The 25,466-nt window shown below is 70.3% G+C and carries 24 protein-coding genes and 2 pseudogenes; 11 read left to right on the plus strand and 15 right to left on the minus strand.

Annotation, left to right across the window (positions count from 1 at the left end; translation table 11 throughout):
- Positions 1-94: 94 nt before the first annotated feature.
- Positions 95-535: a hydroxyphenylacetyl-CoA thioesterase PaaI gene (gene paaI / locus AL2_RS27650; RefSeq protein WP_245666987.1), complete on the plus strand. Its 441-nt coding sequence runs from the start codon at positions 95-97 to the stop codon at positions 533-535.
- A 5-nt stretch (positions 536-540) separates the two neighbouring features.
- On the opposite strand, the gene AL2_RS27655 is transcribed toward paaI, so the two are convergent.
- Positions 541-1,407, minus strand: coding sequence for a Sco1979 family transcriptional regulator (locus tag AL2_RS27655; RefSeq protein WP_067638594.1), 867 nt, complete (start codon positions 1,405-1,407; stop codon positions 541-543).
- Positions 1,408-1,970: 563 nt separating this feature from the next.
- Here AL2_RS27655 and AL2_RS27660 point away from each other — a divergent pair.
- Positions 1,971-2,279, plus strand: coding sequence for a hypothetical protein (locus AL2_RS27660; protein WP_067638596.1), 309 nt, complete (start codon positions 1,971-1,973; stop codon positions 2,277-2,279).
- 171 nt (positions 2,280-2,450) lie between these two features.
- Here the strand turns inward: AL2_RS27660 and AL2_RS27665 are convergent, their stop codons facing one another.
- The 3 genes from AL2_RS27665 to AL2_RS27675 are packed head-to-tail and all read right to left on the minus strand — an operon-like array spanning position 2,451 to position 4,260.
- Complete coding sequence (locus AL2_RS27665; RefSeq protein WP_067638598.1) at positions 2,451-3,230, minus strand: ABC transporter permease; 780 nt, start codon at positions 3,228-3,230, stop codon at positions 2,451-2,453.
- Positions 3,230-3,859 (minus strand): hypothetical protein, encoded by a 630-nt coding sequence (locus tag AL2_RS27670; protein ID WP_157438408.1) that lies wholly within the window; start codon positions 3,857-3,859, stop codon positions 3,230-3,232. The genes AL2_RS27665 and AL2_RS27670 overlap by 1 nt, the downstream gene beginning before the upstream one ends.
- 32 nt (positions 3,860-3,891) lie before the next feature.
- On the minus strand, positions 3,892-4,260 hold the full coding sequence (locus tag AL2_RS27675; RefSeq protein ID WP_210747775.1) for a DUF8746 domain-containing protein: 369 nt from the start codon (positions 4,258-4,260) through the stop codon (positions 3,892-3,894).
- Between AL2_RS27675 and AL2_RS38165 the strand changes: the two genes are divergently transcribed.
- The 3 genes and pseudogenes from AL2_RS38165 (at position 4,243) to AL2_RS27685 (ending at position 5,872) form a co-directional block, all read left to right on the plus strand.
- Positions 4,243-4,401 carry a hypothetical protein gene (locus AL2_RS38165; RefSeq protein WP_168444552.1) on the plus strand — a complete coding sequence of 53 codons (159 nt, stop codon included), beginning with the start codon at positions 4,243-4,245 and terminating at the stop codon, positions 4,399-4,401. The genes AL2_RS27675 and AL2_RS38165 overlap by 18 nt on opposite strands.
- A 189-nt stretch (positions 4,402-4,590) precedes the next feature.
- The gene (locus tag AL2_RS27680; RefSeq protein ID WP_067638603.1) at positions 4,591-5,271 is read left to right on the plus strand and encodes a sensor histidine kinase; all 681 of its coding nucleotides are present in this window, start codon (positions 4,591-4,593) and stop codon (positions 5,269-5,271) included.
- An 8-nt stretch (positions 5,272-5,279) separates the two neighbouring features.
- Positions 5,280-5,872: pseudogene (locus tag AL2_RS27685) on the plus strand (LuxR C-terminal-related transcriptional regulator).
- Positions 5,873-6,007: 135 nt separating this feature from the next.
- Here AL2_RS27685 and AL2_RS27690 read toward each other — a convergent pair.
- On the minus strand, positions 6,008-6,910 hold the full coding sequence (locus AL2_RS27690; RefSeq protein ID WP_067638604.1) for a TIGR03620 family F420-dependent LLM class oxidoreductase: 903 nt from the start codon (positions 6,908-6,910) through the stop codon (positions 6,008-6,010).
- Positions 6,911-6,997: 87 nt separating this feature from the next.
- Here AL2_RS27690 and AL2_RS27695 point away from each other — a divergent pair, with 87 nt between their 5' ends.
- Positions 6,998-7,708 (plus strand): TetR/AcrR family transcriptional regulator, encoded by a 711-nt coding sequence (locus AL2_RS27695; protein WP_218003716.1) that lies wholly within the window; start codon positions 6,998-7,000, stop codon positions 7,706-7,708.
- Positions 7,709-7,833: 125 nt separating this feature from the next.
- Here AL2_RS27695 and AL2_RS39470 read toward each other — a convergent pair whose 3' ends face one another.
- From AL2_RS39470 to AL2_RS27710, 3 genes are all read right to left on the minus strand, one after another.
- Positions 7,834-8,487 (minus strand): nucleoside triphosphate pyrophosphohydrolase, encoded by a 654-nt coding sequence (locus AL2_RS39470; protein WP_245666989.1) that lies wholly within the window; start codon positions 8,485-8,487, stop codon positions 7,834-7,836.
- Between the two features lie 212 nt (positions 8,488-8,699).
- The gene (locus tag AL2_RS27705) at positions 8,700-9,605 is read right to left on the minus strand and encodes a hypothetical protein (protein WP_067638607.1); all 906 of its coding nucleotides are present in this window, start codon (positions 9,603-9,605) and stop codon (positions 8,700-8,702) included.
- A gap of 124 nt (positions 9,606-9,729) precedes the next feature.
- Positions 9,730-11,013, minus strand: a complete 1,284-nt coding sequence (locus tag AL2_RS27710; RefSeq protein ID WP_067638609.1) for a citrate synthase — start codon at positions 11,011-11,013, stop codon at positions 9,730-9,732.
- A 128-nt stretch (positions 11,014-11,141) separates the two neighbouring features.
- Between AL2_RS27710 and AL2_RS27715 the strand changes: the two genes are divergently transcribed.
- Positions 11,142-11,804 (plus strand): thiaminase II/PqqC family protein, encoded by a 663-nt coding sequence (locus AL2_RS27715; RefSeq protein WP_067638611.1) that lies wholly within the window; start codon positions 11,142-11,144, stop codon positions 11,802-11,804.
- Positions 11,805-11,813: 9 nt separating this feature from the next.
- On the opposite strand, the gene AL2_RS27720 is transcribed toward AL2_RS27715, so the two are convergent.
- Entirely contained in the window at positions 11,814-12,710 is an 897-nt protein-coding gene (locus AL2_RS27720) for a serine/threonine-protein kinase (protein WP_067638613.1), read from the minus strand.
- A gap of 75 nt (positions 12,711-12,785) precedes the next feature.
- The gene (locus AL2_RS27725; protein ID WP_067638615.1) at positions 12,786-13,724 is read right to left on the minus strand and encodes an aldo/keto reductase; all 939 of its coding nucleotides are present in this window, start codon (positions 13,722-13,724) and stop codon (positions 12,786-12,788) included.
- 168 nt (positions 13,725-13,892) lie between these two features.
- Here AL2_RS27725 and AL2_RS27730 point away from each other — a divergent pair, with 168 nt between their 5' ends.
- Positions 13,893-14,678 (plus strand): hypothetical protein, encoded by a 786-nt coding sequence (locus AL2_RS27730; protein ID WP_157438410.1) that lies wholly within the window; start codon positions 13,893-13,895, stop codon positions 14,676-14,678.
- A 118-nt stretch (positions 14,679-14,796) separates the two neighbouring features.
- Here AL2_RS27730 and AL2_RS27735 read toward each other — a convergent pair whose 3' ends face one another.
- Positions 14,797-15,528 carry a hypothetical protein gene (locus AL2_RS27735; protein ID WP_067638619.1) on the minus strand — a complete coding sequence of 244 codons (732 nt, stop codon included), beginning with the start codon at positions 15,526-15,528 and terminating at the stop codon, positions 14,797-14,799.
- Positions 15,529-17,229: 1,701 nt separating this feature from the next.
- Positions 17,230-18,186, minus strand: a complete 957-nt coding sequence (locus AL2_RS27745; RefSeq protein WP_067638623.1) for a hypothetical protein — start codon at positions 18,184-18,186, stop codon at positions 17,230-17,232.
- Between the two features lie 805 nt (positions 18,187-18,991).
- Between AL2_RS27745 and AL2_RS27750 the strand changes: the two genes are divergently transcribed.
- Both AL2_RS27750 and AL2_RS27755 read left to right on the plus strand, forming a co-directional pair.
- The gene (locus tag AL2_RS27750) at positions 18,992-19,990 is read left to right on the plus strand and encodes a class II glutamine amidotransferase (protein ID WP_083946966.1); all 999 of its coding nucleotides are present in this window, start codon (positions 18,992-18,994) and stop codon (positions 19,988-19,990) included.
- A gap of 512 nt (positions 19,991-20,502) precedes the next feature.
- Entirely contained in the window at positions 20,503-20,715 is a 213-nt protein-coding gene (locus AL2_RS27755) for a helix-turn-helix domain-containing protein (RefSeq protein WP_067638627.1), read from the plus strand.
- A gap of 83 nt (positions 20,716-20,798) precedes the next feature.
- On the opposite strand, the gene AL2_RS27760 is transcribed toward AL2_RS27755, so the two are convergent.
- Positions 20,799-22,202 carry a DUF2786 domain-containing protein gene (locus tag AL2_RS27760; RefSeq protein WP_067638629.1) on the minus strand — a complete coding sequence of 468 codons (1,404 nt, stop codon included), beginning with the start codon at positions 22,200-22,202 and terminating at the stop codon, positions 20,799-20,801.
- Positions 22,203-22,324: 122 nt separating this feature from the next.
- Positions 22,325-22,591 carry a hypothetical protein gene (locus AL2_RS27765; RefSeq protein ID WP_067638631.1) on the minus strand — a complete coding sequence of 89 codons (267 nt, stop codon included), beginning with the start codon at positions 22,589-22,591 and terminating at the stop codon, positions 22,325-22,327.
- A gap of 373 nt (positions 22,592-22,964) precedes the next feature.
- On the opposite strand from AL2_RS27765, the pseudogene AL2_RS27770 reads away from it, so the two are divergent.
- Positions 22,965-24,356: pseudogene (locus tag AL2_RS27770) on the plus strand (long-chain-fatty-acid--CoA ligase); the annotation flags it as partial.
- Here the strand turns inward: AL2_RS27770 and AL2_RS27775 are convergent.
- Positions 24,353-25,450 (minus strand): winged helix DNA-binding domain-containing protein, encoded by a 1,098-nt coding sequence (locus tag AL2_RS27775; protein WP_067638633.1) that lies wholly within the window; start codon positions 25,448-25,450, stop codon positions 24,353-24,355. The pseudogene AL2_RS27770 and the gene AL2_RS27775 sit on opposite strands and share 4 nt — an antisense overlap.
- Positions 25,451-25,466: the final 16 nt, after the last annotated feature.

The raw sequence follows: 25,466 nt of genomic DNA on the forward strand, positions 1-25,466 counted from the left end.
CCGCTGTCAACCTCCGAACCCCCGATGACCTTCCCAGGGGCGCGGCCCTCAAGCCGGGCACCCGCCGGCGCGGCGGGGTCATTACGCTGGCCCGGTGGACGACGCGGCGGAGCTGGCGCGGCGATGCGCCGAGACGATGTACGCACGGGACAAGGTGGCGCAGGACCTCGCCATGGAGATCGCCGAGGTCGCGCCCGGACGGGCGAGGCTCCGCATGGCGGTCGCCGAGACCATGGTGAACGGGTTCGGCATCGCGCACGGCGGCTACGTGTTCCTGCTCGCCGACTCCGCGTTCGCGTACGCGTGCAACACCCATGACGCCGTGACGGTCGCCGCGTCCGCCGACGTGGTGTTCGTGGCGAGCGCGCGCGGCGGGGACGTCCTGGAGGCGGTCGCGGCCGAACGCGTCCGCTACGGCCGCAGCGGCATCTACGACGTGACCGTGCGCCGCGTCCCGGACGGGGACGTCATCGCGGAGTTCCGGGGCGGAAGCCGCAGCCGGGACCAGCGGGTCATCGGCGGCGACGCGCTCTGACCGGGTCAGAGTTCCTGCAGGATGCCGTGCAGGTACCGGGCGGTGTCGTCGGGACGCGCCGCCGTGATGCACAGGTTGTTCATCGCGCGCATGTAGGTGTCGACGTCCGTCGGCTTGTCGAGGTACAGCGCGCTGGTGAGCTGCTCCAGGTAGACGACGTCGGACAGGCCCGGCTCGGCGAAGCGCAGGATCGTGAACGGGCCGCCCGCCGCCGCGTGCCCGCCCGCGCCGAACGGCACGATCTGCAGCGTCACATGGGCCAGCTCCGACATCTCGATCAGGTGCTGGAGCTGGGCCCGCATCACCTGCCGGCCGCCGAGCGGGCGGCGGACGACGGCCTCGTCCAGGACGGCCCACAGCGTCGGCGCCCCGGGAGAGGTGAACCGCTCCTGCCGCGTCGTGCGGATCTGGACGCGCCGCTCGACCTCCTCCTCCGAGGCTTCGGAGTAGCCGAGCCGGACGACGGCGCGCGCGTAGTCCTCGGTCTGCATCAGCCCCGGGACGAACTGCAGTTCGTAGGTGCGCAGCAGTGAGGCGGCCTCTTCCAGCCCCAGGTACACCTCGAACCAGCTCGGCAGGATGTCGCCGTACTGGTGCCACCAGCCGGGGTCGTTGGCCTCCTGGGCGAGCCGCAGCAGCGGCGCGCGCTCGGCGGAATCCGTCACGCCGTAGAGGGTGAGCAGGTCGGCGACGTCGCGTTCCTTGAAGCCGACCCGGCCGAGCTCCATCCGGCTGATCTTCGAATGGGAGCCGCGGATCTCGTAGCCCGCCTGCTCGGTGGAAATCCCGCGGGCCTCGCGCAGCCGGCGCAGTTGCGCGCCGAGCAGAATGCGCAGGACGGTGGGGCCGCCGCGCCGCGGATAACCGATCACACCTCCGGCCGGATCGCCTTCGGCCGTAGGCGTGGGGACAGCTGAATCCTGGGGCAAGGGGTCACCAGCCAGTCGACGGAGTCTGCGCGGAGGTGGCACGGCACCGCCCTATGTTAGTGGATGCGGACGCGTTTTCGGGAGATATGAAAAACGCGTACCCGATCGGAGTCGCCGGCGCCCGCGGGACGCGCCCGCAGGCGGTGCGGTCCCGTGACCAGTGCTGTCGGTGGCGGTATGGCTGCGGACCGTGGCGCCGGCGCGTCCGCCGAGCCGGTTCGGGTATCATTTCACAGTCGGCCGCGCCGCCGCCGGCGCGCCAATTGACAGCCCTTCTCGGCAATGCGCGCGGCCAATCCTGACAAGCCATTCCGCGATGGGTCGTACGACGCGTGAAGGTCGCCCGTCACGCATTTTGGTGAGTTTTCGGGTGCCGCCGCGGGCGTGACGAAGCTCTCGTCCCGGGCGGGCAAGATCTCGGGCGGCCGGAGCGTTCACCCTGTCAGAGGGCGGCCGCAGCCGCCGCTCTGCCGAGAGACGACCACCACCGCATCTAGGGGAGAGCCATGAACGCGACCCGTGAGCGACCGGAGATCCGGTTCCTGACCTCGGGCGATGTCTCGGCGCACGAGCGCGCCGCCGCGGAGCGGGCCGTCCGCGGGGCACTGTCCGACGCCCGCGGCGTCACGTCCGTCCAGGTCACGCTGAGCGTCGTCAACGACCCGTCGCTGCCGCGCCCGGCGCTGGCCCAGGCCGTCGTCGATCTGGACGGCCGCCGCGTCCGCGCTCAAGCCGCCGCGCCCCGCATCGACGAGTCCATTGACATGCTCCGCGAGCGCCTGGCCCTCCGGGCGACCTCGCTCCAGGCGGGCTGAACCCGGTCATCACCGCCGCCGCCCGGCCCTCCGTGAGGCGCCGGGGTGCGGCGAGCGCGAGACAACGGCGGAGCCCCGCACCGGGGCCCCGCCGTCCGTGTCCATGACGCCTGGCGACCGCCGGCCGCGGCCGTCAGGCGTCACGCCCGCCACCGGCGTCCTTCCGGGCGGTCAGGCGTCCCGCCGGGCCAGCAGGAACGCGGCGGCGCCGAGCGGGACGAGCGCGTACGCCACCAGCACGGCCGCCGCCGCACCGGGGGACAGGAGATCGCCGAACACGGAGTTCTCCGCGCTGATTCCCGCCATCTGCCTGGGAAGGCCCGCGAGCATCACCGAACCGGCGCGCTCGTTCCACGGCTCCGGCAGGTGGTGCACGAGCAGCGGCAGGACGTGCCACACGAAGACGACCGACACGATCGACCCCGCCGCGGAGCGCAGCAGCACGCCGAGCGACAGGCCGAGCAGTGCGAAGACCGGCACCACCGTCCCGGCGAGGACGAACCCCGGAAGATCGTGCGCGATGGACGCCTGCTGGTCGGGGAAGGGGCGGCCGCCGACGGCGAGCCGTGTCCCGAGGAACGAGCCGACCGTCACCGCCTCGCCCACGACCAGCGCGGCCGCCCCGATCACCGTGGCCTTGGCCAGGAGCAGCGTCCGGCGCGCGGGGACCGCGATGAGGCTCATGCGGATCATGCCCGTCCGGTACTCGGACGTGACCGACACCACCCCGAGGATCGCCAGGCACGGCGACGCGGCCCAGCCGCCCAACTCCTGCAGCGGGCGCAGCAGGAGATCCTGCCGGCGTTCCGCCGGCAGCCCGTCCCAGACGTGCGCCATCCGCAACGCCAGCAGAAGGACGAACCAGGTGAACGCGGCCGCCACCGACAGCACGATGTAGGTCGAGCGGACCGAACGCAGCTTCCACCACTCCGCCGCGAGCGCGTCGCCCATCACGCGTCCCTGCGCGCGAACGCGTACGCGCCGGCTCCCAGCGCGACCGCCGCGTACGCCGCCAGGAGCCCCGCCGCGACCGGCGGCGGCAGTGCGCCGTGGCCGCCGGACGAGCCCGGCGGCCCGGCGATCTGGTTCGCCAGGGCGCCGGGCAGCGCCGACCAGATCCGCTCGTCCCACGGGGCCGGCAGCAGCCGGGCGAGCGGCGGGAGCACGAAGAGCACGGCCATGCCGGACGTGATCGTCGCCGCGGTCGAGCGCAGCACGGCGCCCAGGGTGGCCGCCGCCACCCCCGCCTTGGCCATGAGCAGCGTGCCCCGGCGCGGCATCGCGGCCAGCGTCGTGCGGATCATCCCGGTCGAGTACTCGGACGTCAGCGTCAACGCCCCTAGCACGACCGCGCACACAGGGAGCGAGACGGCGAGCGGCTGCTCCCCGGGGGCCGTCTCGGCCGTCGCCCTCTGCGCGTCCGTCAGGCCGTCCCAGTAACGGGCCACGTACCACGACCACAGGACGCAGAGCAGCATGAAACCGGCGACCGCGCCCAGGACGGCGCCCGTCGACCGGACGCTCCGCAGCTTGTACCACTCCGCCGCGACCACGCCGCCCAAGCCCGCCACTCCGCTCACCCCGCTCTCCCCGCTCTCCCCGCTCACTCCGCTCACTCGGCCACCGCGCCGAACTCGGCGCTGCCGGCGGTCAGTTCCATGTACGCCTCCTCCAGGGACGCGCTGTGCGCCGTCACCTCATGCAGGGGGATCCCGTGGGCGGCGGCCGCGTCGCCGATGGCCGCGACGTCCAGCCCGGTCACGGTGAGAACGCCGCCCGGCATGGACTCGACAGCCGCCCCCGCGGCGGCGAGCACCGCGGTCAGGTCCGCCGCCCGCGGCGAGCGGACCCGCACTCCGCGCCCGAACCGGTCCGCCAGCTCGCCCACCGAGGTGTCCGCGATCAGCCGCCCGCGCCCGATGACGACCAGCCGGTCGGCAGTCAGCTCCATCTCGCTCATCAGGTGGCTGGAGATCAGCACCGTCCGCCCCTCGGCGGCGAGGGACCGCATCTCGCCGCCGCGGCCGGCCTCCCCCTGGCGGCGCGGCGGCTGTGGCCGGTGCCCGTCTTCGCCGTCGTCCTGACCGCCTCGACCGCCTCCTTCGCGCTCGGCCTGCCCTGAGACTCCTACGCCGCCGCCGCGTTCGCCCTCTACCCGGTCGCGCTCACCCGGCGCCGCCGCCGCTGGATCCCCACCCCGCTCATCGGCGCCGTCAGCGGGTTCTTCGTCCTCGGCGGCGCCATCGTCGGGCCGTCCGGCCGGCACGCGGAACAGGTCGGGAGGCTGCTGCTGGGCCTCGCCGTCCTCGGCGTGTCCTGGACGTTCGGGCGGGTCGTCCGCGAACGCCGCGCGCAGGCCGCGCGGTCCGCCCGCAGGCTCGCCGACCAGGCCGTCTCGGACGAGCGGCTCCGCATCGCCCGCGAACTGCACGACGTCGTCGCGCACAGCATGAGCCTGATCGCGGTCAAGGCCGGCGTCGCCGTCCACGTCGCCTCGGCCCGACCGGACGAGGCCCTCGACGCCCTCCGCGTCATCGAGACCACCAGCCGCAGTTCCCTCGCCGAGATGCGGCACCTCCTCGGCGTCCTGCGCACCGACACCGACCTCGGCCCGGCCCCCGGCCTCGCCGACCTCACCGCCCTCGCGGACCGCGCCGCCATGGCCGGCGTCCACGTCGACTTGGAGACGGACGCCCCGAGCCTCCCGGAAGGCGTCGCCCTCTCCGTCTACCGCATCGTCCAGGAGGCGGTCACCAACGTCGTCAAGCACGCCGCGCCCGCCCGCTGCCGCGTCCGCGTCCGGGCCGACGAACTCCGCGTGCGCATCGACGTCACCGACGACGGCCCCGGCGTCCGCGTCCTGCCGGGCGGCGACGGGCACGGGCTCGTCGGCATGCGCGAACGCGTCATGATGTACGGCGGCGACTTCACCGCAGGACCCCGTTCGACCGGCGGTTTCGCCGTATCGGCCGACTTCCCGTACGAACCCTAGGAACCCCGTTGGAACTGCGCGTCCTCGTCGCCGACGACCAGGCCCTGCTGCGCGGCAGCTTCCGCGTCCTCATCGACACCGCGCCCGGCCTCCGCACCGTCGGCGAGGCCGGCACGGGCGCCGAGGCCGTCTCCCTCGCCGCGGAGGAACGCCCCGATGTCGTCCTCATGGACGTCCGCATGCCCGAGATGGACGGCTCGACCTGGACTCCTACGTGTACTCGGCGCTGCGCGCCGGCGCGAGCGGATTCCTGCTGAAGGACACCCCGCCCGCCGGCCTGCTGTCCGCCATCAGGGCCGTCGCGGCCGGCGACTCGCTCCTCGCCCCCACGGTGACCCGCCGCCTGATCGCCGAGTTCGTGCGCCGCCCGGCCCCCGTCCAGCCGCCGCCCGCCGCCCTGGACGCCCTGACCGATCGAGAACGCGAGGTCCTCACCCTGATCGCCCGCGGCCTCTCCAACGCCGAACTGGCCGAGCACCTGCACCTCAGCCCCGCCACGGTGAAGACCCACATAGGCCACCTGCTCTCCAAACTCCAGGCCCGCGACAGAGCCCAACTGGTGATAGCGGCCTACGAAACCCGCCTGATCCACCCAATCTGACCCACCGCGCCCCCAGGCGGCAGCGTCCTCACGCTGGCGCCATCCCAGGCCATCGCCGTCTCCCCAGCAACCGAACCGTCACACCCCCGCCCCGTTGGGGCACAGACGGGCGGGCCGTTGGCGTGCTGGAAGCGGTCAGGGGAGTACGGGAGCGAGTCTTTCGAGAAGGTCGGCCGACGACGCCAGGTCGGGGGTGAAGACCGCGATGGCCACGTGGTCGGCACCGGCGTCCAAATGGTCCTGCACCTTCTTGCCGATCGCGGCCTCGTCACCCCAGTTGAAGCAGGCGTTGACGACCTCGTCCGAACCGCCGCCGGCCAGCGCCTCGTCCGGGTACCCCAATTCCTTCAGCGAGCGGACATAGGGCGAACCGGGGAGCGTGAGCAACTGCGACTGCCTCGCGGCAGCGCGTGCCTTCTCCGGATCGGTCTCAAGGATCGCGGTCTGCATGACGACCAGCAGTTTGTCCGGACCCAGGCGCTCTCTGGCCAGCCTGGTGTGCTCGACGGGCATCGCGGCGGGCAGCGCGCCGTCCGCACGGTCGCGCGCCAGGCGCTGCATCTTCGGGCCGAGCGCCGCCAGCAGCCGCGGGAACGGCACCTCGGGGACCGGTGCGGCGCCGATGGCCGCGTCCATTCCGTCCAGGTATTCGCGCATTCGGTTCAGCGGGCTCGTCCACTTCTGCCCGCTCTGCTCTACGCTCGCGGGCATGCTGACGCCCACGCCGACAGCGAGCCGGCCGGGATGGGCGTCCGCGAGGACCGATGCCGCCCCCTGCATGGTGGCGGGATGCCGCGCCCACAGGTTCGCGACGGCCGACCCGAGGACGACCCGCTCCGTCGCCGCGAGCATCACGCCCAGTTGCGCGAAGACCTCGCGGCCTCCGATGGCCTCGTTCGTCCAGATCGCCCCGTACCCCGCCTGCTCCACACGGTGGGCCGCGCGCCGCCAATCGTCCGCGGGCGCGATCGGCGTCAGGAGCGCGGTACCGACCCTGCCCAGCCTTCCTCGCATCTCCTCCACCGCTGCGACCGTCATCGGTCCTCCTATAATCGGAACGGACAACCCGCTTATGACCGTACCGGAACGGCCGCCCCGTTTGTCAACATGCGAAGGAGACCACCGTTGAGCAGCCCGCCCCGGCGCGCGGACGCGCGCAGGAACCGCGAGCGCATCCTCCAGGCCGCGTTCGAGGCTTTCGCCGCCGACGGCCGCCTGGTCCCGCTCGACGACATCGCCCGCCGCGCCGGTGTGGGCGCCGGCACGGTGTACCGCAATTTCCCCACCAAGGAGGCGCTGTTCGGAGCGGTCGTCACCGCCCGCATCGAACGGATCGTGGACGAGGCGGAGGCCCTCAAGGACGCGGCGGACCCGGCCGACGCCTTCTACGGTTTCGTCATGTGGGTCGTCGAACGGGCCATGTTCAACCATGCCGTATGCGACGCCCTGGCTGCCGATATGAAGGGTTTCGACACATGCGGGATGGACGATCGGTTCACCGCGGGCCTCGACGTCCTGCTGCGGCGGGCGCAGACCGCCGGCGCCGTGCGTCCCGACGTGAACGTGCAGGATGTCCGCGCCCTCATGGCAGGCGCCATGCACATGGAGCGCTGGCCCCGCCCGGACGGCCGTCCCGGCTCCATGACGTCCCTCGTCTGCGATGCACTGCGTCCCGCAACGGAACGTAACGAAACTACGAACCCTTGTAACGAAACACGCTGCGAGGTCTGCGAGACCCCGATCACCCCGGCGCCGACCGGCCGTCCCGCCCGCTTCTGCAGCGCGTCATGCCGCCAGAAGGCCCATCGCCGCAAGTCGGCCCCGAAGACGGGGTGAGCCAAGCCCGGTCGAGCCCCCAAGCAAAGCCCCTCTTCCCCAAGGAGCACCCCCGTCCCGCCCTGACAGAGTTCCCCTCCAGGAACACGCCCGGGCGCCCGAGGTTGGACGTGTGACGGCGTGGGTCATTCCTGGAGGCGGAGGATGAGGCGCTTACTGAAGGCGCCTCGCTCTTCGGCCTTGGCGGAACGTCGATGCTCCAGTTCTGCGGGGCTCATGCCGTGGGTCGCCGCGAGCGCGTGGACGACTTCCAGGAGATCGGCGAGTTCGTCCGGGTCGCCGCTCGCGATGTACTCCCCGGCCTCCTCGACGAGCTTGGCGCGCAACCGTCCAACGTGCTCGGCCGAATCGGCGACGCGAGTCTCCGGCCGCCCGCCGGCCGCCTGGATGATCTCGGGTATCCGGTCCCGGACCAGCTTCTCGGTGTGCCTGCCACCCTCCTTGGTGGGATGGACGGTGGCGCCGTGCCGCCGGTCCAGGGACTGGACCCATTGGACGGCGACTGCGGCTGTCTGCACCAGTTCGCCCCGAAGGGCAGCGGGCTCCGATTCGGCGAGGGCTTCGAAGAACTCCTCGGTCAGGATGTGCCGCCAGGTGAGTTCGCCCCGCCGCCATGCTGCGGCGCATTCCTTCTTCGCCTCCTCGGCGTCCTCGACGAATTCGGGTCCGCTCCCGTCAGGGAACTCCTGAACTCCCCACGTGCGGTCTTGGGCTTCGCGTTCGGCTCTGACATCCGCGAGCACTCTCGTCATCGACCCCGGTGCTTCAACATCCTCCATGCCGCACGACGTTAGCGATCCGTCGGGCAACCGCGCCGCCACCGCGGCCGCTGCCGGTCGTTAAGGGAGTGCTGCAGGTGTCGCCGGCTGGGCCATGTTCGTGGTCGGTCTGCGGCACCGGCTCCTTCTTCGGGAAGGCCCGGGTCGCAGCTGGACCTGTCGCAGACGCTCGTGCTGGAGGGGCCGTTGATCACGGTCGATGAGCGCCGACCCTAGGTCGGTGAGGCGATGCGGTCGGGTTCGCAGGTGAGCAGTTCGTGCAGGACGGGTGGAAGCTCGTCCCACAGCCATTCGTTCAGGGTGCCCGGGAAGGCTGCCGGGGCTCGGATGCCCAGGCGGTGGGGGGCGACTTCGGTCAGCCGTACCGCGATGGGCCCGTCGTCCCACATGGGGTCTCGGTTGCCCCAGAACGTGGAGAAGTCCGCGCTCGTCAGCATCACCTCGCCCGGCAACGTGTGGTCGCCGGGGTGCCGGGCGAGGGGAAGCAGGCGTTGCGCGGTCGTGCGGAGTATGTTGAGCGCGGCCAGGTCGTGCGGGCATGCCACGTCCGTGATCTCCAGTTCGGGGAGTCCGAAGCGGCGCAGCCCGCGGGTCTTGAGCGCGACGCAGTTGCAGCCGTCGATCTCGTCCTCGTCCGCCTTGCAGCGACCCGAGTTGCGATAGGGCGGCAGGACGGTCCCGAGCCAGTCGTCGGCGAGGACGAAGTCGTCCGGACGACGGAGATGCGTCACGGACAGCGCCCGGCCGGTGGCGAGATCCACGGGAATTCCGCAGAGTGATTCCGCGATCGCCTTGGCCGTGGCGCGGGCGAGGTGCGGCCCGGACGGCAGGTCACCGACCGGCAGGACGCAGGTGACGCCGATGTGCCGCGTGGCCCGGCGGGCCCTCTCCGCGTCGTCCTCGTCGGTGCCGGACACCTGGCTCAGGTCCCAGGGCGAGTCCCCGACAGGGTGGCAGGCCAGGACGAGGTGCGGGGTGCCGATGCGGCCCGCGACGGCCGAGGCCATCGGGCCTGGGAGCCGCTGCCGGATCGCCGCCGTGAGGTCGCCGGGATCCCTGCTGGTCGCGACGACGAAGCCGGCGGTCGTCTCTTCGGGAACCGTGATGGTGACGCGCATTTGCAGCCTCCTCGGGGAGTGGACCGGCGTTCGCAGTCCAAGCTTCGAGGAGGCCGCCGAGCGCTTTCAGTAGAACGTGATTCTGTGGATAAGGCCCTGCCACCAGTGGCATGACCGAGCGCAGTCAGCGGGAAGACGCGTCCACGTAGTGGCGCTCGCCCGGGCCCACGTAGACCTGGCGGGGACGTCCGATCTTCGTAGTCGGGTCGTTCATCAACTCGCGCCACTGGGCGATCCAGCCGGGAAGCCGGCCGAGGGCGAACAGCACGGTGAAGGCGTTGGTGGGGAAGCCCATCGCCTTGTAGATGACGCCCGTGTAGAAGTCGACGTTGGGGTAGAGCTTGCGTTCGATGAAGTAATCGTCGCTCAGCGCGACTTCTTCGAGATGCATCGCCAGGTCCAGCAGCGGGTCGGACTTGCCGAGGGCGTCCAGGACCTTGCCCGTCGCCTTCTTCACGACCGCGGCGCGCGGGTCGTAGTTGCGGTAGACGCGGTGCCCGAAGCCCATCAGCTTGACGCCGGGCTCCTTGTTCTTGACCCGCGCCACGAACGAGTCGATGTTGTCGCCGTTCTGGTGGATGCGCTCAAGCATCTCCAGGACGGCCTGGTTGGCGCCGCCGTGCAGCGGACCGAACAGGGCGTCCACACCTGCGGACACGGAAGAGAACAGGTTCGCCTGGCTGGACCCCACGAGCCGCACGGTGGAGGTCGAACAGTTCTGTTCGTGGTCGGCATGCAGCACGAACAGCATGTCCAGGACACGTGCGATCTCGGGGTCGATCTCGTAGGGCTGCGTGGGCAGGCCGAACATCATGCGGAGGAAGTTCTCCACGTACCCGAGGGAGTTGTCCGGGTACAGGAGCGGCTGGCCGTTGGAGGTCTTGTAGGCGTAGGCCGCGATGGTGGGGAGCTTCGCGATGAGCCGGATGCTCGACTGGTCGACCTGCTCGGGGTCGAACGGATCGAGGCTGTCCTGGTAGAAGGTCGACAGGGCGCTGACCGCGGACGACAGGACGGCCATGGGGTGGGCTCGGCGCGGGAAAGCGGAGAAGAACGCCCGGAACTTCTCGTCCAGGAGCGTGTGGTTGCGCACGTTGTCGGTGAACGCGCCCAGCTGGTCGGACGTCGGCAGCTCGCCGTAGATCAGCAGGTAGGCGACCTCAAGGAAGGACGACTTCTCCGCCAGTTCCTCGATGGGGTAGCCCCTGTAGCGGAGGATGCCCGCCTCGCCGTCGATGTAGGTGATGGCAGACGTCGTGGACGCGGTGTTGGTGAAGCCCGGATCGAGCGTGACATGCCCCGTCTCCTTGAGGAGGCTGCCCACGCCCAGCCCTGACGGTCCCTCTGTGGCTTCTGTGACCTCCAGAGGCATCCGGCCGCCTGTGTGGTCGAGCTCGAAATCCGACATACTCGCTCACTCCCAACTGTGTCCACACCTGCGTAGACGTTCCGCTCTTCATCGTATCCACGTGATCACCCGCGCCGATCCGGCACGTCCCGTTGACGGACGACCGCCTCAGGTGCTCCGTTGGAGTCATGACCGATAACGGGGCCGCCGAACTCCTCGCACGCATCCGCGAGGACATCGCCGCCGCGAAGACCGCGAACCGCTTTGTCGACATGCTCGAAACAGGGGACGTTCCTCGGGAGCGCCTGGTCTGGCTGGCCGGCGAGGAGTACCGGATCGTCGGCAGCGATCGGCGCAGTTTCGCCCTGCTGGCGGCCAGGTTTCCCGATACGCCATCGGGTGAGCTCTTCTTGGGGCTTGCGCAGGGCGAGGGGCAGGCTCTGGCCCTCCTCGGAGACTTCGCGGCCGCGCTCGGGCAGAGTGAGAAGAATCTCATGGCATATGACCCCAAACCCTTTGCACAGGCGTATCCGGCCTATCTGGCGCAGAGGGCGGCATTCGGGACGGCTGCCGAGGTCGCCCTGGCCATGCTGGCCAACCTGGAGGAGTGGGGTGCGTACTGTGCCCGTACTGCGCGGGCTCTCCGGACGCAGTACGGCTTCCCTGACGGGGCCGTCGGGTTCTTCGACTTCTTCGCCGAGTCACCGCCCGGCTTCGAGGAACGAGCCTTGGACGTCATCGCGTCTGGGCTGGCGTCCGGTGAAGACCCGGTCGAGGCCACCCGCGCGGCCCACCTGCTCCATGCTTACGAGACGGCCTTCTGGAACGTGCTCGCAGAGGGCCTGCCGTGATGGGCCGTCCTAATGTTCCCGGAGGGTCGGCAACTCGGCCGTGATCTCCACCAGCGTTCGTTCCTGGACGCCGATGAGCTGCTCGATGTCCACGGGCGGCCACTCCTCCCCGTAGTGGGCGTCCAGCAGCGTGGTCAAGGCGACGAGGATCTGCTCCGGTGTGGGACGTTCCCCAGGGTCCTTGACCAGACAGCGGGTCACGAGCCCGCGCATGGGGTCGGGCAACCGGGTGAGGTCCGGTTCGCCGTACACGATCCGGCTGCGGACTTTGTGGCCGGTGCCGAAGGGTGCGGCCCCCGTCGCGGTGAACACAAGGGTCGCGCCAAGGGAGAACACGTCGCTCTCCGCGTGGACGGGCTCGCCGAGGGCCTGCTCCGGCGACATGTAGGCGGGCGTTCCCAGGATCTCCGTACGAGACAGCGGGAGCGCGTCGAGAGGTCTCGCGATCCCGAAGTCGATGACCCTTGGCCCGTCCGAGGCGAGCAGGACGTTCGACGGTTTCAGGTCCTGGTGCACGATGCCCGCACGGTGGATGGCGATCAGGGCCTCCGCGAGCCCGGCCCCCAGCCGGCAGGCCGCCCGTTCGCGAAGCGGCCCCTTCTCCTGGACGACCTTGGCGAGGCTGACACCGCGGATGTACTGCGTCGCAAGCCACGGCCGGTCCGCGTCGGGGGCGGCGTCGACGACGGGCGCCGTATAGAAGCCGCTGACCGAGCGCGCCGACGTCACCTCACGGCGGAACCTCGCCCGCCACCTGGGATCGTCCAGAAGTTCCGGACGGATGACCTTCACGGCGACGAGGCGCCTGCTGGGCGACGCTCCGAGGAACACCTCGCCCATCCCACCTGCACCGAGCCGGGCGACCACACGGTAGGGGCCGATCATCTCTGGGAGTTCTGACTGCATGGCAGGGAGATCCGATCATGGTGGGACGTGCTCAATCGTGCCATGAGGCGGATACTCGTCGGCGAATGCGCGGGCTCAGGTCCAGGGCAGCGCGCTCCGCTCGGACCAGTATGGCTCCGCTGGAGTGCTCAGGTCCGCCAGGACCCGTAGCTGACGCTCGTCAAGGACCACGTTCGACGCTGAGAGGTTCGACGCCAGTTGTGCCGGGCTGACCGCGCCGATGAGGACGATGTCCGCCCACGGTCGGCTCAGGGCTGCGGCCAGTGCCACGGCATCCGGCCGCACATGGTTATCGGACGCCACGCTCTGCAAGGCCGCAGGAGGCTGCACGGCGAGCCTCCCATTGGCCAGCACCTCCTTGAGCAGGACGCGCAGCCCTGCGTCATGTGCTTCGCGGAGGGCTTCCTCGGCTGACGTCTCCAGGACGTTCCATGTCGATTGGACGGTCCCGAACAGCCTCTGCCCGGCGACGTGCAACGCCATTGCCCGGCGGATCGTGTCCGCCTGCTTCGGGCCCGAGGTGGAGAAGCCCACGCGGACTCTGTCGGCGCTCAGTTCCGCGAGGGCCTCCTGTAGGCGGAGATCCTGGAACAGCGGGCTCTCCTCGGTCAGCGAGTGAACCTGGTATACGGAAAGATGCCCGTCCAGCAGTTTGCGGCTCTCCCTGTACTGAGCGCGATACCGATCAAGACTGTGCTCCTTGACCTCGTGAACCGCAGCGTCGGTCTTCCATTCGCCGACGTAGGAGTAACCCCATTTACTGGATACGGTCACGTCATCAGGGTTGCGTTCGCTGAGCCAGCCTCCGAGGAACTCCTCCGCCCTGCCGTAGGAGCGTGCCGCGTCCACCCATCGGATGCCCGCCGCATAGGCCGCGTCGAGGACGCTCCAGGTAGCGTCCCGCATCAGTTCCACGCTTCGGTCAGTCGGCAGTTCATCACCCCGGCCGACGTTGATGTAGGCGGGCCGCCCCAAAGCCGCCAGTCCGATCCCCAAGCGATCCGTAGCGTTCATGCCCTCCAGCCTTGCACGCCGTACCCGGCACTCAACCCTGGGGCAATTGTCCAAATGGTCTGCTTTCTGGTCGCGGATTATCCACAGAATTGCGTTCTGTCAATGCTGAGAAGCTGCGTCCACGACGCTGTGTCCGTCAACGTCAATCGCGTCACGAAGGGCACGGCCATGCCTGCAGAGATCAACCGCACCAAGTACGGTGCTCACCAGTTCGCCGAGCACCTTGGGCTCACCCCATGGCAGTTGCGCGTGGGGCTGGAGCACGGGATCCTTCCCGGCCCCGACCTGGACGGGGAGCGGTGGTCCGCCGACCTGGTCGAGGAGTCCCTGGAGGCGGGCAAGAAGGTCATCGCCAGATTCGGTGACGAGCCGCCGATGGGCTCCGCACGCGCGGCCGCCAGACTGGCCGCCCGGGTGAGCCTCGACGTGGAACGGCGCGACATCGAGGTCCTGGTCGCCCAAGGCGCCCTCAACGTCGTCAGCAGCTTCCGCGGGCACCCCGTCTACCTCTTGCGCGACCTGGACCGGCTCGACCCCAGAACCGTGCAGACGGTGGTCTCCGTCCGGAAGGGCCCGCTCACCGACACCGTTGACGCGGGCGGTGCGGCCACCATCCTCGGCTGGCCTCGCCGGACGTTCGTCCGGATCGCCGGGGAGCGCCAACTCGCGACGGACCGGCTCGGCCGCTACGCCCTGCCCGACATCCAGACGCTCAGAACGGACGACGACCTGGCACAAGAGATCGCAGAGGAGAAACGTCGCGTGACCTTGGCCAGGACGCGCCGGGCCGAGGCGCACGTCGAGGACGTCGTCCGAGGCTGGGTTCTGCGCTGCTCGGCCTACGTGGACGGCGACGCCGACCAGCCGCCGGACATCGGTCCCCTCAGCCGGGCGCTCCGAAGCCTCGGCGCGGCCAGGGCCGAGATCGAAAGGCAGGAATGCCCCGCGTCCTGACTGGGGCCTACCGGCGTGGCCGTCAACCCGGCATCGCCCGATACCTCCCTTGGCCGGCGCCCAGGCCGTCTTCGGGTTCGGGAGTTCTCCCCGGCGTGAGTGCAGGTGCTGTCTGTGGTCAGAGGCGGCGGGGTGATGAGCGGCGTCTGGACGAAGGCTTCTTGGTCTCTCTGTGCCGTGCCAGGGCGGCGAGGAGGCGGTCACGGGCCTCGACGCGGGAGAGCGCCGGGACGCGGTCGGGCAGGCTCAGGGTGAGCGCTGGAGGAGTGTTGACCAGACCGTTGTCGTCGATCGTCGCCTGAGCCCCTGACCAGGGGCCGAGGAGGATCGCGGATACTCCGCCCGGGTGCTGCGCGAGGAGTGCCCGAATCCTGTCGGTCTCCTGCGAGCAGTCGGCCACCAGCAGGAGCCGGCGTGCCTGCGTCACGCCGGTGTTCTGGCGGATGGCGAGCTCGGTCTCGAGGTAAGCGAGCGCGGCGTCGAGATTGCCGGGGATGAAGAGCCCGGCCGTGTTGTCGTCGAGCAGTTCGTCCTCGGCCAGGCCGAACAGGACCGTGGCGTCGGGGCGCGGAATAACGACCAGGGAGTCGTCGGCGTGCTCGTCGAGGGCGGTCAGGGCGAGCACGCGCGCGGTGGAGACGGCACCCGGGCCCGACAAGCCCGTGGCCGGGACGGCGAACGGGTCCAGGACGGGACGGTAACCGAAGCCGGGCGACGGTGCTTCCTCCTCTTCGGGCACGGGAAGAGCGGGCATGCCCGCGGTGGCGACGGCGTAGAGCCGGTGCCGGAAGGGGTAGCAGATCGCCGCCGCGGCGGGGATGAGCAGACTCAGCAGCAGGACCGGCTGCAACGACGGGGGACGTGACTCCGTCTCCTCGGCCTGCTCTCGCGGGCGAGTCGGTTGCGGTGACGACGGCGAGGGGCGAGGCGTGCGCAGCTTCCGAGCGGGAGACGGAAGTTCGGTGCTCGAGGGATCCGGCAGGGCCACCCGCGGGATGGGTCTGTCGGGCGGGACGGGCGAGGGCCGCCGGTGTTCGATCTTGGGCTTCCAGGTGTGCCGGTGCGGCCAGCGGGGGAGTTCCCGGCCGCGCCCCGACCTTCTGCGAGACCTCTCGTACATCGAGCGCCATGCCTCCTTGCACTTGTGCGCGGTGTACCAGTCGCCGATGCTCACAGCGTGGCGGCAGATCGGCGACGGGGACCTGCGCGGCCCCGGTTCCTGCTGAGCGGCGGCGTCGGATGACGCCGCCGCGGCGCCGATGGAGATGGCGCCGGCCATAGCGGTACAGCCCAGGATTCCGCAGGTGCAGCGGAGCCAGCCGCCGAGCAGGAGGGCCAGCCTGGGATGTGCCAGAAAACGGTTCATCTTCGCCCCGGGGGATCGCGTCGGTCACCGTGTGAATGCCGATCGTAGTCAATTCGGCTACGCAGCGTTGAACATTGCTCACACTCGACGGAACGATCCTTGCCGCCCGCCTCCATCACCGTCATGGCCGAAACGCGCGGAACGCCCTAGATCGAACCGAAATGTAAGCGACCCGGCCGGTGCGGGAACGGTGGTCCGGAACGCAAGGCGGGAACATGCGATCCGCCTGCTGAGGACGTGTTTTCCTTTGAACGCCTCGACTGCAGGCTCGCAGGCAGACCTTGTGAGGGTTACAAGCATGGGCGCCCGTTCCAGAGGCGGCCGCGCGGCAGGCCCAGGTGACCCCACGGTGTCAATAGTCTCACTCGGCGTTACCGGCATGTCAGGGACCATGTGAAGTGCTGGACAGCAGACCGTTTCCAACGCTCGACCGTCAGTCCGGACCCGTTTGCTCAGGGCGACGTCCCTGACGCGGGGATCATCAGATCCAGATGGGCGTGGCCCTCCGCCCGCTACCTGCCGACGCAAGACAGCCTGGCGGTGATGCGAGAGTGCCCGCTGCCGGCAGGCATCTGCGGGCCGCGGGCGTGTGCTGGGCGTGAATTGGGTTTGCTTTGGCGTGGTGCAAGGCGGTTGGAGGGCTGAGATGGGGGCTTGCCGGGTGGTGCGGCGAGTGATCGCTCCGCACTGGTTCTCGTCCAGCTCCGACGAGCCACATGCGTCACGCGCCGCACACGCGCCACCCGCTGTCCGCGACATGTGAGAGATTCCCGCGTCGTTGACACCCGCCTTGCTCGCCGAGCCCGTGAGCACGCGGGACTGTCCTGAAGATCGTGTGGACGGGGGGACCCGGAAGGCTGGGGGTGCACCCGAAGACCGTCCACCGCTGCTGACGTGGCTCAGCGCAATCGAGGCGGCCCCGCGTCTCCGACCGGGACGGATCACTTGTGGCGAGGACGACGGCGAGCGCGCTGGTGGCCGGCCGCAGACTTTCGGGCGGTGCCGGTTGTGCGTGCGGGGTCTGAGCAACCGTCATCCAGTTGGACGGCCACCGCACGATGTGCTGGGCACGGCCGGTGGCCGCCCATGGGAGTTGGCTGGCGGGGTGGGGTCAGAGGGCGGGCACGGGCAGGGAGTGGCTGCCGTCTGTTGTCTTGGAAGACGGTGCAGGTTCTCTCGGGTCTGTTAGGCGGCTAGCTGGGGGTCTGCGGGGGCCTTGAGGACGTCGTACATGCCCAGGGGGAGCGTGCCGCCCCAGAGCCAGTCGTTGACCGTGCCGTCGAAGTCGGCGGGCGGGCTGATGGTGAGGAGGCGGGAGCTCAGCGGGGAGAGGGTGACCTGGAAAGGGGCCGGTGGGGTGAGGTGGACGCGGCGGGAGGTGCCCCAGAAGTCGTTGAAGTCGCGATGGGAGAGGTCCAGGGCGGCGGAGACCGTGCGGGTCCGGGCGGCCGGGCCGGTGGCGAGCCAGGACCAGTGGTCGGTCAGGAGGCGGCGGGCCGCGGTCCGCAGGACGTTCAGGGCGGCCAGGTCGTGCGGGCAGGCCACATCGGTGATCTGGAGTTCGGGCAGGCCGAAGCGGCGGAGGCCGCGGGTGCGCAGGCGGACGCAGGCGCAGCCGTTGATGCCCTCCGGGTCGAGTTCGGGGTCGGCGGCCGTGCACCGGCCATTGGCGCGGAATGGGGGCAGGACGTCGCCCAGCCACCGATCGGCCAGGACGAAGCGAGTTCGCTCGGTGATAGCCGGAGTCAGGACGTGGCCGGTAACGAGGTCGGCGATGATGCCCCCGGTGGCCTTGGCGATGGCGTAGGCGGCGGCACGGGCGACCTGGACGCCGCGAGGCTGGTCGGTGATCGGCCCGAAGGCGGTGACGACGGCGAACTCCATCGCGCCGTTGAAGATGCGTGCCGCCTGCCGGTCTTCGGGGCCGGCCGCCCGGACGCCGCCCGGGTTCCAGCGCAGAGTCGTGAGGTCTTCCCGTGTGACTCGCAGTTGTGGCGAGTCGAGCCGTCCGGTGATGTGAGCGTGGTACGGGCCCGATGCGGTCCGGTGCAGAAGGCCGCCGAGGTCCTGCGGGATGTTTTCGGCGGCCACGGCGAACCGCGAGGTCGTGGTGGACGGGACGGAGAACGTGATGGTGGCCATGGGGCCGCTCCTTCCGGACGGGACGTGGCCAGCATGCGCGGCCGTCCATGACGGACGCAGTAGAACGGGATTCTGGGGATAACTCTCAGGCGGGACGCGCCTCACCCGGCATACGGCCGAAGCGCTCTCGGAAGACGCGCGTGAAGTGGGCCTGGCTGGTGAACCCATGACAATGGGTGATCTCGGCGACCGTCGTGTGGGCCGATGCCGGTCGGTGAGTGCGTTCCTAGGGCTCGTTAGGCGACGCCCCATATCGGCTCACCGCTCTCGTAGACGGACGAGTGTGCGCCCCTGTCCGAGGGCCGTAGATGGAAGTCGCCAGCGCCGCGGTCCATGGGCGTTCGAGATAGCCCCACGTGCTGGAGATGGTGCACGCGAAGGCTTCGTGTGAGGGAGAGCTTGTTCGCCAGGCCGGCGCTGGGAACTCGCGGGACGTCCGTTCAGGGGTCGTCCTTACGTTGATGCCGAGCGGCGTGAACCCACGATCTCGATAAAGGCATGAAGTAGCGGTCATCGTCGGTGGCGACCTTCGACGGGTACACCTCGGCAAGGCGTCCGGCTTCTGCGCGTTCTGGAACGGCATCAGGTTCTTCCAGAACGCCGTGGTCACGCCCTCGGGCATGGCATCCTCCATCGTGGCACCGATCCGTTGACCAGCAGTGAACCGGGTGGTGGCGAGGCTGGCTTCTCCTTGTGGGACGTCCGGGCTTGCCTGTCGGGACACCGCGATTCGCCGGACGTGCGCCCGCGACGTTCGGTTAAATTGCCGTAACTCGCAGTTAAAGAATGTCGGAGAGGTGACCAGATGTGCCGACTTTTCGGTATGAGCACGGGCGGATCGCGGGTCAGGGCGGCGCACTGGCTGCTGGACGCGCCCCGGAGCCTTCGCGCGCAGAGTCACCAGATGCAGCACGGCGCGGGCCTCGGCTGGTTCTCGCTCGGTGGCGAACCCGTCCGTGACCGGGCGCCCTTGGCCGCCTTCGAGAATGCCGACTTCGACCTGCACGCCCGGAACGTCCCGTCCGACACGTTCGTGGCGCACGTTCGGGACGCGTCCGTGGGCGGGCTGACGGTGCACAACTGCCACCCCTTCGTGATGAGCGACCGGTTGTTCGCCCACAACGGCGTGGTGAAGGGGCTGGACACGCTCCGGACATGGCTGACGGAGGTCGAGCGCGCCCACGTCTCGGGGGAGACCGACTCGGAGTTGGTGTTCGCCTACCTGACCGCGGAGATCCGGCGCCGTGGCGACACGACTGCCGGGATCGTCGAGGCGGTCCGCCGTATAGGTGCGGATCTCCCCGTGTTCGCGCTCAACGTGCTCGTCGCCGAGGCCGGACGGCTCTGGGCACTGCGCTATCCGGAGAGCAACGAACTCTGGGTCCTGTCGCCGGAGCGTGGCGGTGCGGCCGAGCCCGGCGCCGCCCGCCCCGAGCCCGCCGTGGTCATCGCGAGCGAGCCGATGGACGACCACCCCGGCTGGCGGCTCCTTGACCCTGGCGAACTCCTGATCGTGGACGGGCTCGCGGAGGCTTCGGTGTTTCCGTTCGAGCCTCTGCGGTATCCGCTGCGCCGCTCCGACCTCTCCGTCCGCGAAGCCGCCTCCCAGACGACCACGGCTGTTCCCGCTGGCCCTGTTTCCGTCGACCTTGTCACCGGCCGCGCTGTTTCCGGCGCCCCCGCTCCCGCCGGCGTTGTCCCCGTTGCCCCTGCTCCGGGCCACGCTGTTTCTGTGGGCTCCGTTTCCGCTGGCCCTGTTCCGGCCGATTCCGGGCCTGGTGGCTCCTTCGCCCACCGTGCCTAGCCGCGCCGTCCTCGTTCGAAGGTCCTTGCTGGTCTCAAGCCGACGAGGCACGGTCTTACGGTCGTCGCTCGGGCTGCCCCAGATGATTCCGGCGAGGCTGGGTCGTGGTCTCGGAGTTCACCGTGGTTGCTGTCTTTGCAGGTCACGGTCCTGTAGGGGCGGCGGGGTGAGCTTCGAGGCCGGTGTGGTGGAGTTGGTTCACGTGGCCGCAATCCCGGGGGTCAGGGGCTGCGGTAGCGGGACGCGGTGGTACGGAGGGCTGGATTCGGTTCCGGTCCGCAGGCCGGTGCGGACGATGACCGTGCGGAACGGGCGACCGCCAGGGCCGCAGAGCCCGTCTGTCTAGTTCCGACACGCCGTTCACCACGGAAAAGACCAGCTTCGGCCGAATTCGCGGTGATTCGCGCGGCATCGACGGCGTAATCAGGGGGAATGTGTACGTTGGGGAGATCAACACTGCTGTGAGCTGCGGGGACGGACCCCGCCGCCCAGCCTTGGAACAGGAGGTCCCCGTGGCACGCACACTGTCGAGGGGCACCCGGGTCACCGGTGCCGAACGCACGCAGCTCGCCGCCGAACTCGCTCCGCGCTACGCGGCGGGTGAGAGCATCCGCGACCTGGCCGCCGAGACGGGCCGGTCGTACGGGTTCATCTACAACGTCCTGAAGGAGGCGGGGGTGCCGCTGCGCGGCCGGGGCGGCAACACCCGGCGCAAGAAGGACTGACCAGCTCCCGCGACCAGCCAAGACCAGGAAGAAGCGAGCACATGACCGGACGTCCCCCTCGCCCCCCGGGGGGACCCCGTGCGCTACGGACGGCGAAACGCCCCGGTGACCTCGGAGCGCCCGTTCAGGCTGGCGAGATCGGCGGCCGCCCGCCCGGCCACCCAGCCCTCATAATTGGAGACCGAACCAGCCCGTCCCTTGGCGAGGTTGGGGAACATCGTGTCGACGGCCTGTTCGACGGCCCGGTCGCGCGCCGCCAGCACGGGAAGAAGATCCTTCCCGCCGGCGTCCGCGGCCGCCCTGTCCGCCGCCTCACCCGCGGCCTCGCGGAGCCGTTCCCCGATGCGGGCGGCGTAGGCGTTGAGAAACGCGTGGCGGAACGACCGCGTTCGTGACCGTCCTCGCTCGTCCCGCCTCGGACCCGCGTGCACCATGGCGGACGTCGCCTGGACGAGCAGCGATGTGAACAGCATCTCCACCGCGGCCAGATCGGCCGGGAATCCGAAGACCGTGCAGAAGCCCAGCTCCCGATGCCACACCGCCCTGCAGCGGTTCGCGTCGGCCACGACCGTCAGCAGGACGGCCTTCGGCGCGTCGTAGGGATTGTCCACCGCGATGCGCCGTCCGGCAGGTCCTCCCGTATCGCCGGTCTCCGCGGCCAGCAGCGCATGGTCGATGCTGTGCCGCGCCATCAACGCCTGGGCGCGCGCGCTCAGCGCCTCGGCCTCCTCGGGAAATTCGGTCGACTCCGCCTTGGCGAGCAGCGCACGGACCTTGCCCAGCATCCGCTGATCCACTTCCCGTGCCCGCCGCCCCCGCGCCCCCGCATCCGTCCCGGAACCGCTCGCCCCCGCACCATTGGACGCACTTTCACTGCTGGATGTGTCGGTGCCGTTGGACGTGGTCGTGTCAGTGGTTCCTGGGACGCTCGATGCGTCGGTCTTCGGCGTGTTCGAGCGAGGGGGCGGGGTCAGGTGGGGGAGTTCCGGGAGGGTCTCCAGGAGGTGGATCAATTCGAGAGCCGTCGCGACGTAGACCGCGGGTTCCACGCCTTCGCGTTCGCGCCATTCGCGCGCGTGGGAGTCGTCGTCCGTCCACCAGGCGGTGGCTTCGAGGGAGGCGAGTTGCTCGTGCCATCGGCCGTCCACGGCGGTGGAGGGGTAGGCGCGCATCTCGTCCGCGATCGCGTCCGTGGCCAGCCGCGCGTGCCGGACGCTGTACCGGCGGGACGCGAGACGGGGCACGTCGGCGGGTTGCCACCCGCGGTCCCAGGCCGTGGTGACGGCCCGCCGCAGCCGCGCGGTGAGGCACCGGTCGGCGGACGGCGTCCAGTGCGGTGCGCTGGGACGGTCCGCCAGGCCGGCGACGAGGCGGGCGAAGGCCGCGCCGTCGCCAAGGGACAGCGACCGCACCGCCTCGGCGGTCAGTGCGGCGACGTCCGCGGCGGGCTCCGGTGGTCTGGCATCGCGTCGCCACGACTTCCGCACCGCCACTCCTCCTGTCCGGCAACACAGGGCACGATGCATCCTGCCATCCGAGGCGGGCTCCCCGGCGGCGGCGACATGCGAAGGCCCCGGCCGTCATGACCGGGGCCGTCCAAGGCGAGGGGTCAGCGGCTGCCGTCGCCCCGCATCTCGTCCACCACGACGCTCTGGTAGGCGCGGGACGTGTCGGGGACGTAGCTGAGCCGCGCGAGGGCCTTGCCAGCGTGATCCCTGATCTCGAAGTGGTAGCCCGCCCCGGCCTCGCCGACGTGGGCCACGGCCTGGTCGTGCCGCAGCCGGCACATCGTGTCGACCTTCTCCAGCGCCACCTTGAGGCTCCCCGCGTCGCTGATGAGCCGCGCCGGCTCACTCGTCTCCCAGATCTCGAACATTGGTCGCGTCCTGTCGGCGGTCGGTCGGAAGGAACGGGCGGGGCATTCCAGACGTCGGCCACAGCTTGCGCCCAAATGATGGATCTTTCAACCATCGCAGGTATCGGATTGATCACTATTCGAAGTTGTCCACGCTCATAGCGTCATGTCCGCATGCGGCGGCGAATTGGTGCTTCCGCGGGCCGAGCGGAGATCGATATGGTCGGCCGCACAGAACCGAACGAGATTCGGAAGGGGTCGGGGTGGAGTACCGGGTCGTGTCCATCGTCCGTGACCACGCCCGAGACCGGGGGACGGCGCCCGCCGTCACCGGCGACGGGCGGACCGTGAGCTACGCCGAACTCGACGAGCGCTCCAGCCGGGCGGGCGGGCCTTTCAGGCGGCGGGGCTCGGGCCCGGCTCGCGGGTCGCCTACGTCGGCAAGAACGCGCCCGAGTTCTTCGACGTCCTGTTCGGCGCCGCGAAGATCGGCGCCGTGACCGCCCCGGTGAACTGGCGGCTGACCCCGGCCGAGATCGCCGCGGTCGTCGCCGACGCGGGCGCGCCGGTGACCGTGCTGGACGCCGAGTTCGCGGACCTCGCCGGCGGGCTTCCCGGCCGCGTCGTCCGCACCGGCGACGAGTACAAGAGGTGGCTCGCCGAGCACCCCGCGGACGACCCCGGCTTCGTCGGAGAGCCGGACGACATCGTCGTGCAGCTCTACACGTCCGGCACGACCGGGGTGCCGAAGGGCGTCCAGCTCAGCAACGCCAACTTCGAGGTGGGGGAGCGGATGGCCCGGCGCTGGGGGCTGGACGGCTCCTCGGTGAGCCTCGTCCCGATGCCGCTGTTCCACATCGGCGGCTCAGGCTGGGCGCTCGCCGGGATGTACGCGGGGTGCAGGCAGGTGCTCGTCCGCGACATCGATCCCGTCGCGCTGGTCGACACGTTCGAGCGCGAGCGGATCACGAACGCGTTCATCGTCCCGGCCGTCCTGCAGTTCATGTGCCAGGTGCCGGGCGCGGCGGGACGCGACTACTCGACGCTGCGCGCGATCACCTACGGCGCGTCGCCGATCACCTCGGAGGTGCTGCGCCGCGCGCTGGACACCTTCAAGGCGCCGCTCTTCCAGCTCTACGGGATGACGGAGACGACCGGCGCCATCGTCCAGCTCGAGCCGGAGGACCACGACCCCGAAGGGCCGCGCGCTCACCTGATGCGCTCGGCCGGACGCCCCTACGACTGGGTCGAGGTGAAGATCGTCGAACCGGGCGGGGGTGCCGAGCGCGCGCCGGGTGAGGTCGGCGAGGTGCTGACGCGCTCCCCCCAGAACACGCCGGGGTACTGGAACCGCCCGGAGGAGACGGACCGGCTCCTCGCCGGGGACGGCTGGCTCCGCACGGGCGATGCCGGATATGTCGACGGCGAGGGCTACCTGTTCCTCACCGACCGGATCAAGGACATGATCGTCACCGGTGCGGAGAACGTGTATCCGATCGAGGTCGAGGAGGTCCTCGCCGCCCATCCCGCCATCGCGGACGTGGCGGTCATCGGCGTACCGGACGAGCGCTGGGGCGAGACGGTCAAGGCCGTCGTCGTGCTCGCGCCGGACACCGCCGTGACAGAGGAAGAGGTCCTCTCCTACGCGCGTGAGCGGCTGGCGGGTTTCAAACGCCCCCGGTCGGTCGACTTCGTGGACGCGCTGCCCCGCAACCCCAGCGGCAAGATCCTCAAGAAGGACCTCCGCGCCCCTTACTGGGAGGGGCTCGGCCGGACGATCGCCTAAGCGGGCTCGACGCGGACAACGGTCTCCTTGGCGTCCGGTTCCAGGAACCGCAGGAGCGCCTCCCCTTCGGTGGTCAGCTCGTTGACGGCCGCCTGGGGGAGGGGTTCGAACGGACGCATCCGCAAGGTGGCGACCTTGCGCTTGTACTCGGTCTCCCAGATGCCGCGGGCGAAGCCGTCCCAGAGGAAGACGGCGCGGACGCGCAGGTTCTTGGTGGTGAGCTGGGGCCGGTGGGCGTCGGCGATGATCCGCCGGCGGTCGGCGTGCGCCAGGACGAGGCTGTCGAACTCGGGCAGGAAGCGCGCCGGTACCGGGACGTCCGAGCCGGGACGCGGGGCGTCCGGCAGGTCGAACAGCTCCCGGCCCTTGTCGTCGGTGAAGACGCGCAGGCCGGGGCGCAGGCGTTCCAGGGCCGCACCGGCGGAGGAGAGCCCGGACCATGTCTGGGCGTCCGCCGCGGAGGCCGGGCCATAGGCCGCCAGGTACCGGAGCACCAGTTCGTCGACGGCGTCGGCGGCCCCTGGCTCGTTGCGAAGCCAGGTGCCGGCCGGCGTGAACTGCGACGTGCGAGGGAAGCCCCACTTGTCCTGCGTGGGCACCATGACCAGCGGCACGCACAGGCGGACGGCGTAGCCGAGGGCGCGGTCGTTGACGTCGGGGAACTCCTCCTGGAGGAGCGCACGCACCTCGTTGAACGTCCTGGGCTCCGCTGCGAGCAGTGAGCGCGCTGCCGGGACGACCTGTGCGAGGTCCAGTCCCTTGGCGCGGTCGCCCAGGACGCGCAGGGCCCCGTCCAGCATCGGCTGCATCGTCGTGCGGAACGCCGTGTAATCGGCCGCGGTCATCAGGTGCAGCGTGGCCCGCATCATCGTGGCGCGGACGATCGACCGGTCGTGCAGCGCGGCGTGCAGGTCGGACGCCTGGAAACCGTCGAGCCGTGTCCACAACCCCAGGAACGGCGGCCTGGGCTCCTGCGCCTGGATGCCGAGCAGCCGCCGTACCGCGTCGGGGACGGGGAGCGCCTCGCGGGCGAGCAGCATCTGCCGTGCCAGCGTGGCGCGGTTGAGGGCCCGGAGGCTCAGCGTCTCGGTCATCCGTCCAGGATGCCGG

It is taken from the genome of Actinomadura latina NBRC 106108 (assembly GCF_001552195.1).
GTDB classification, from domain to species: domain Bacteria; phylum Actinomycetota; class Actinomycetes; order Streptosporangiales; family Streptosporangiaceae; genus Spirillospora; species Spirillospora latina.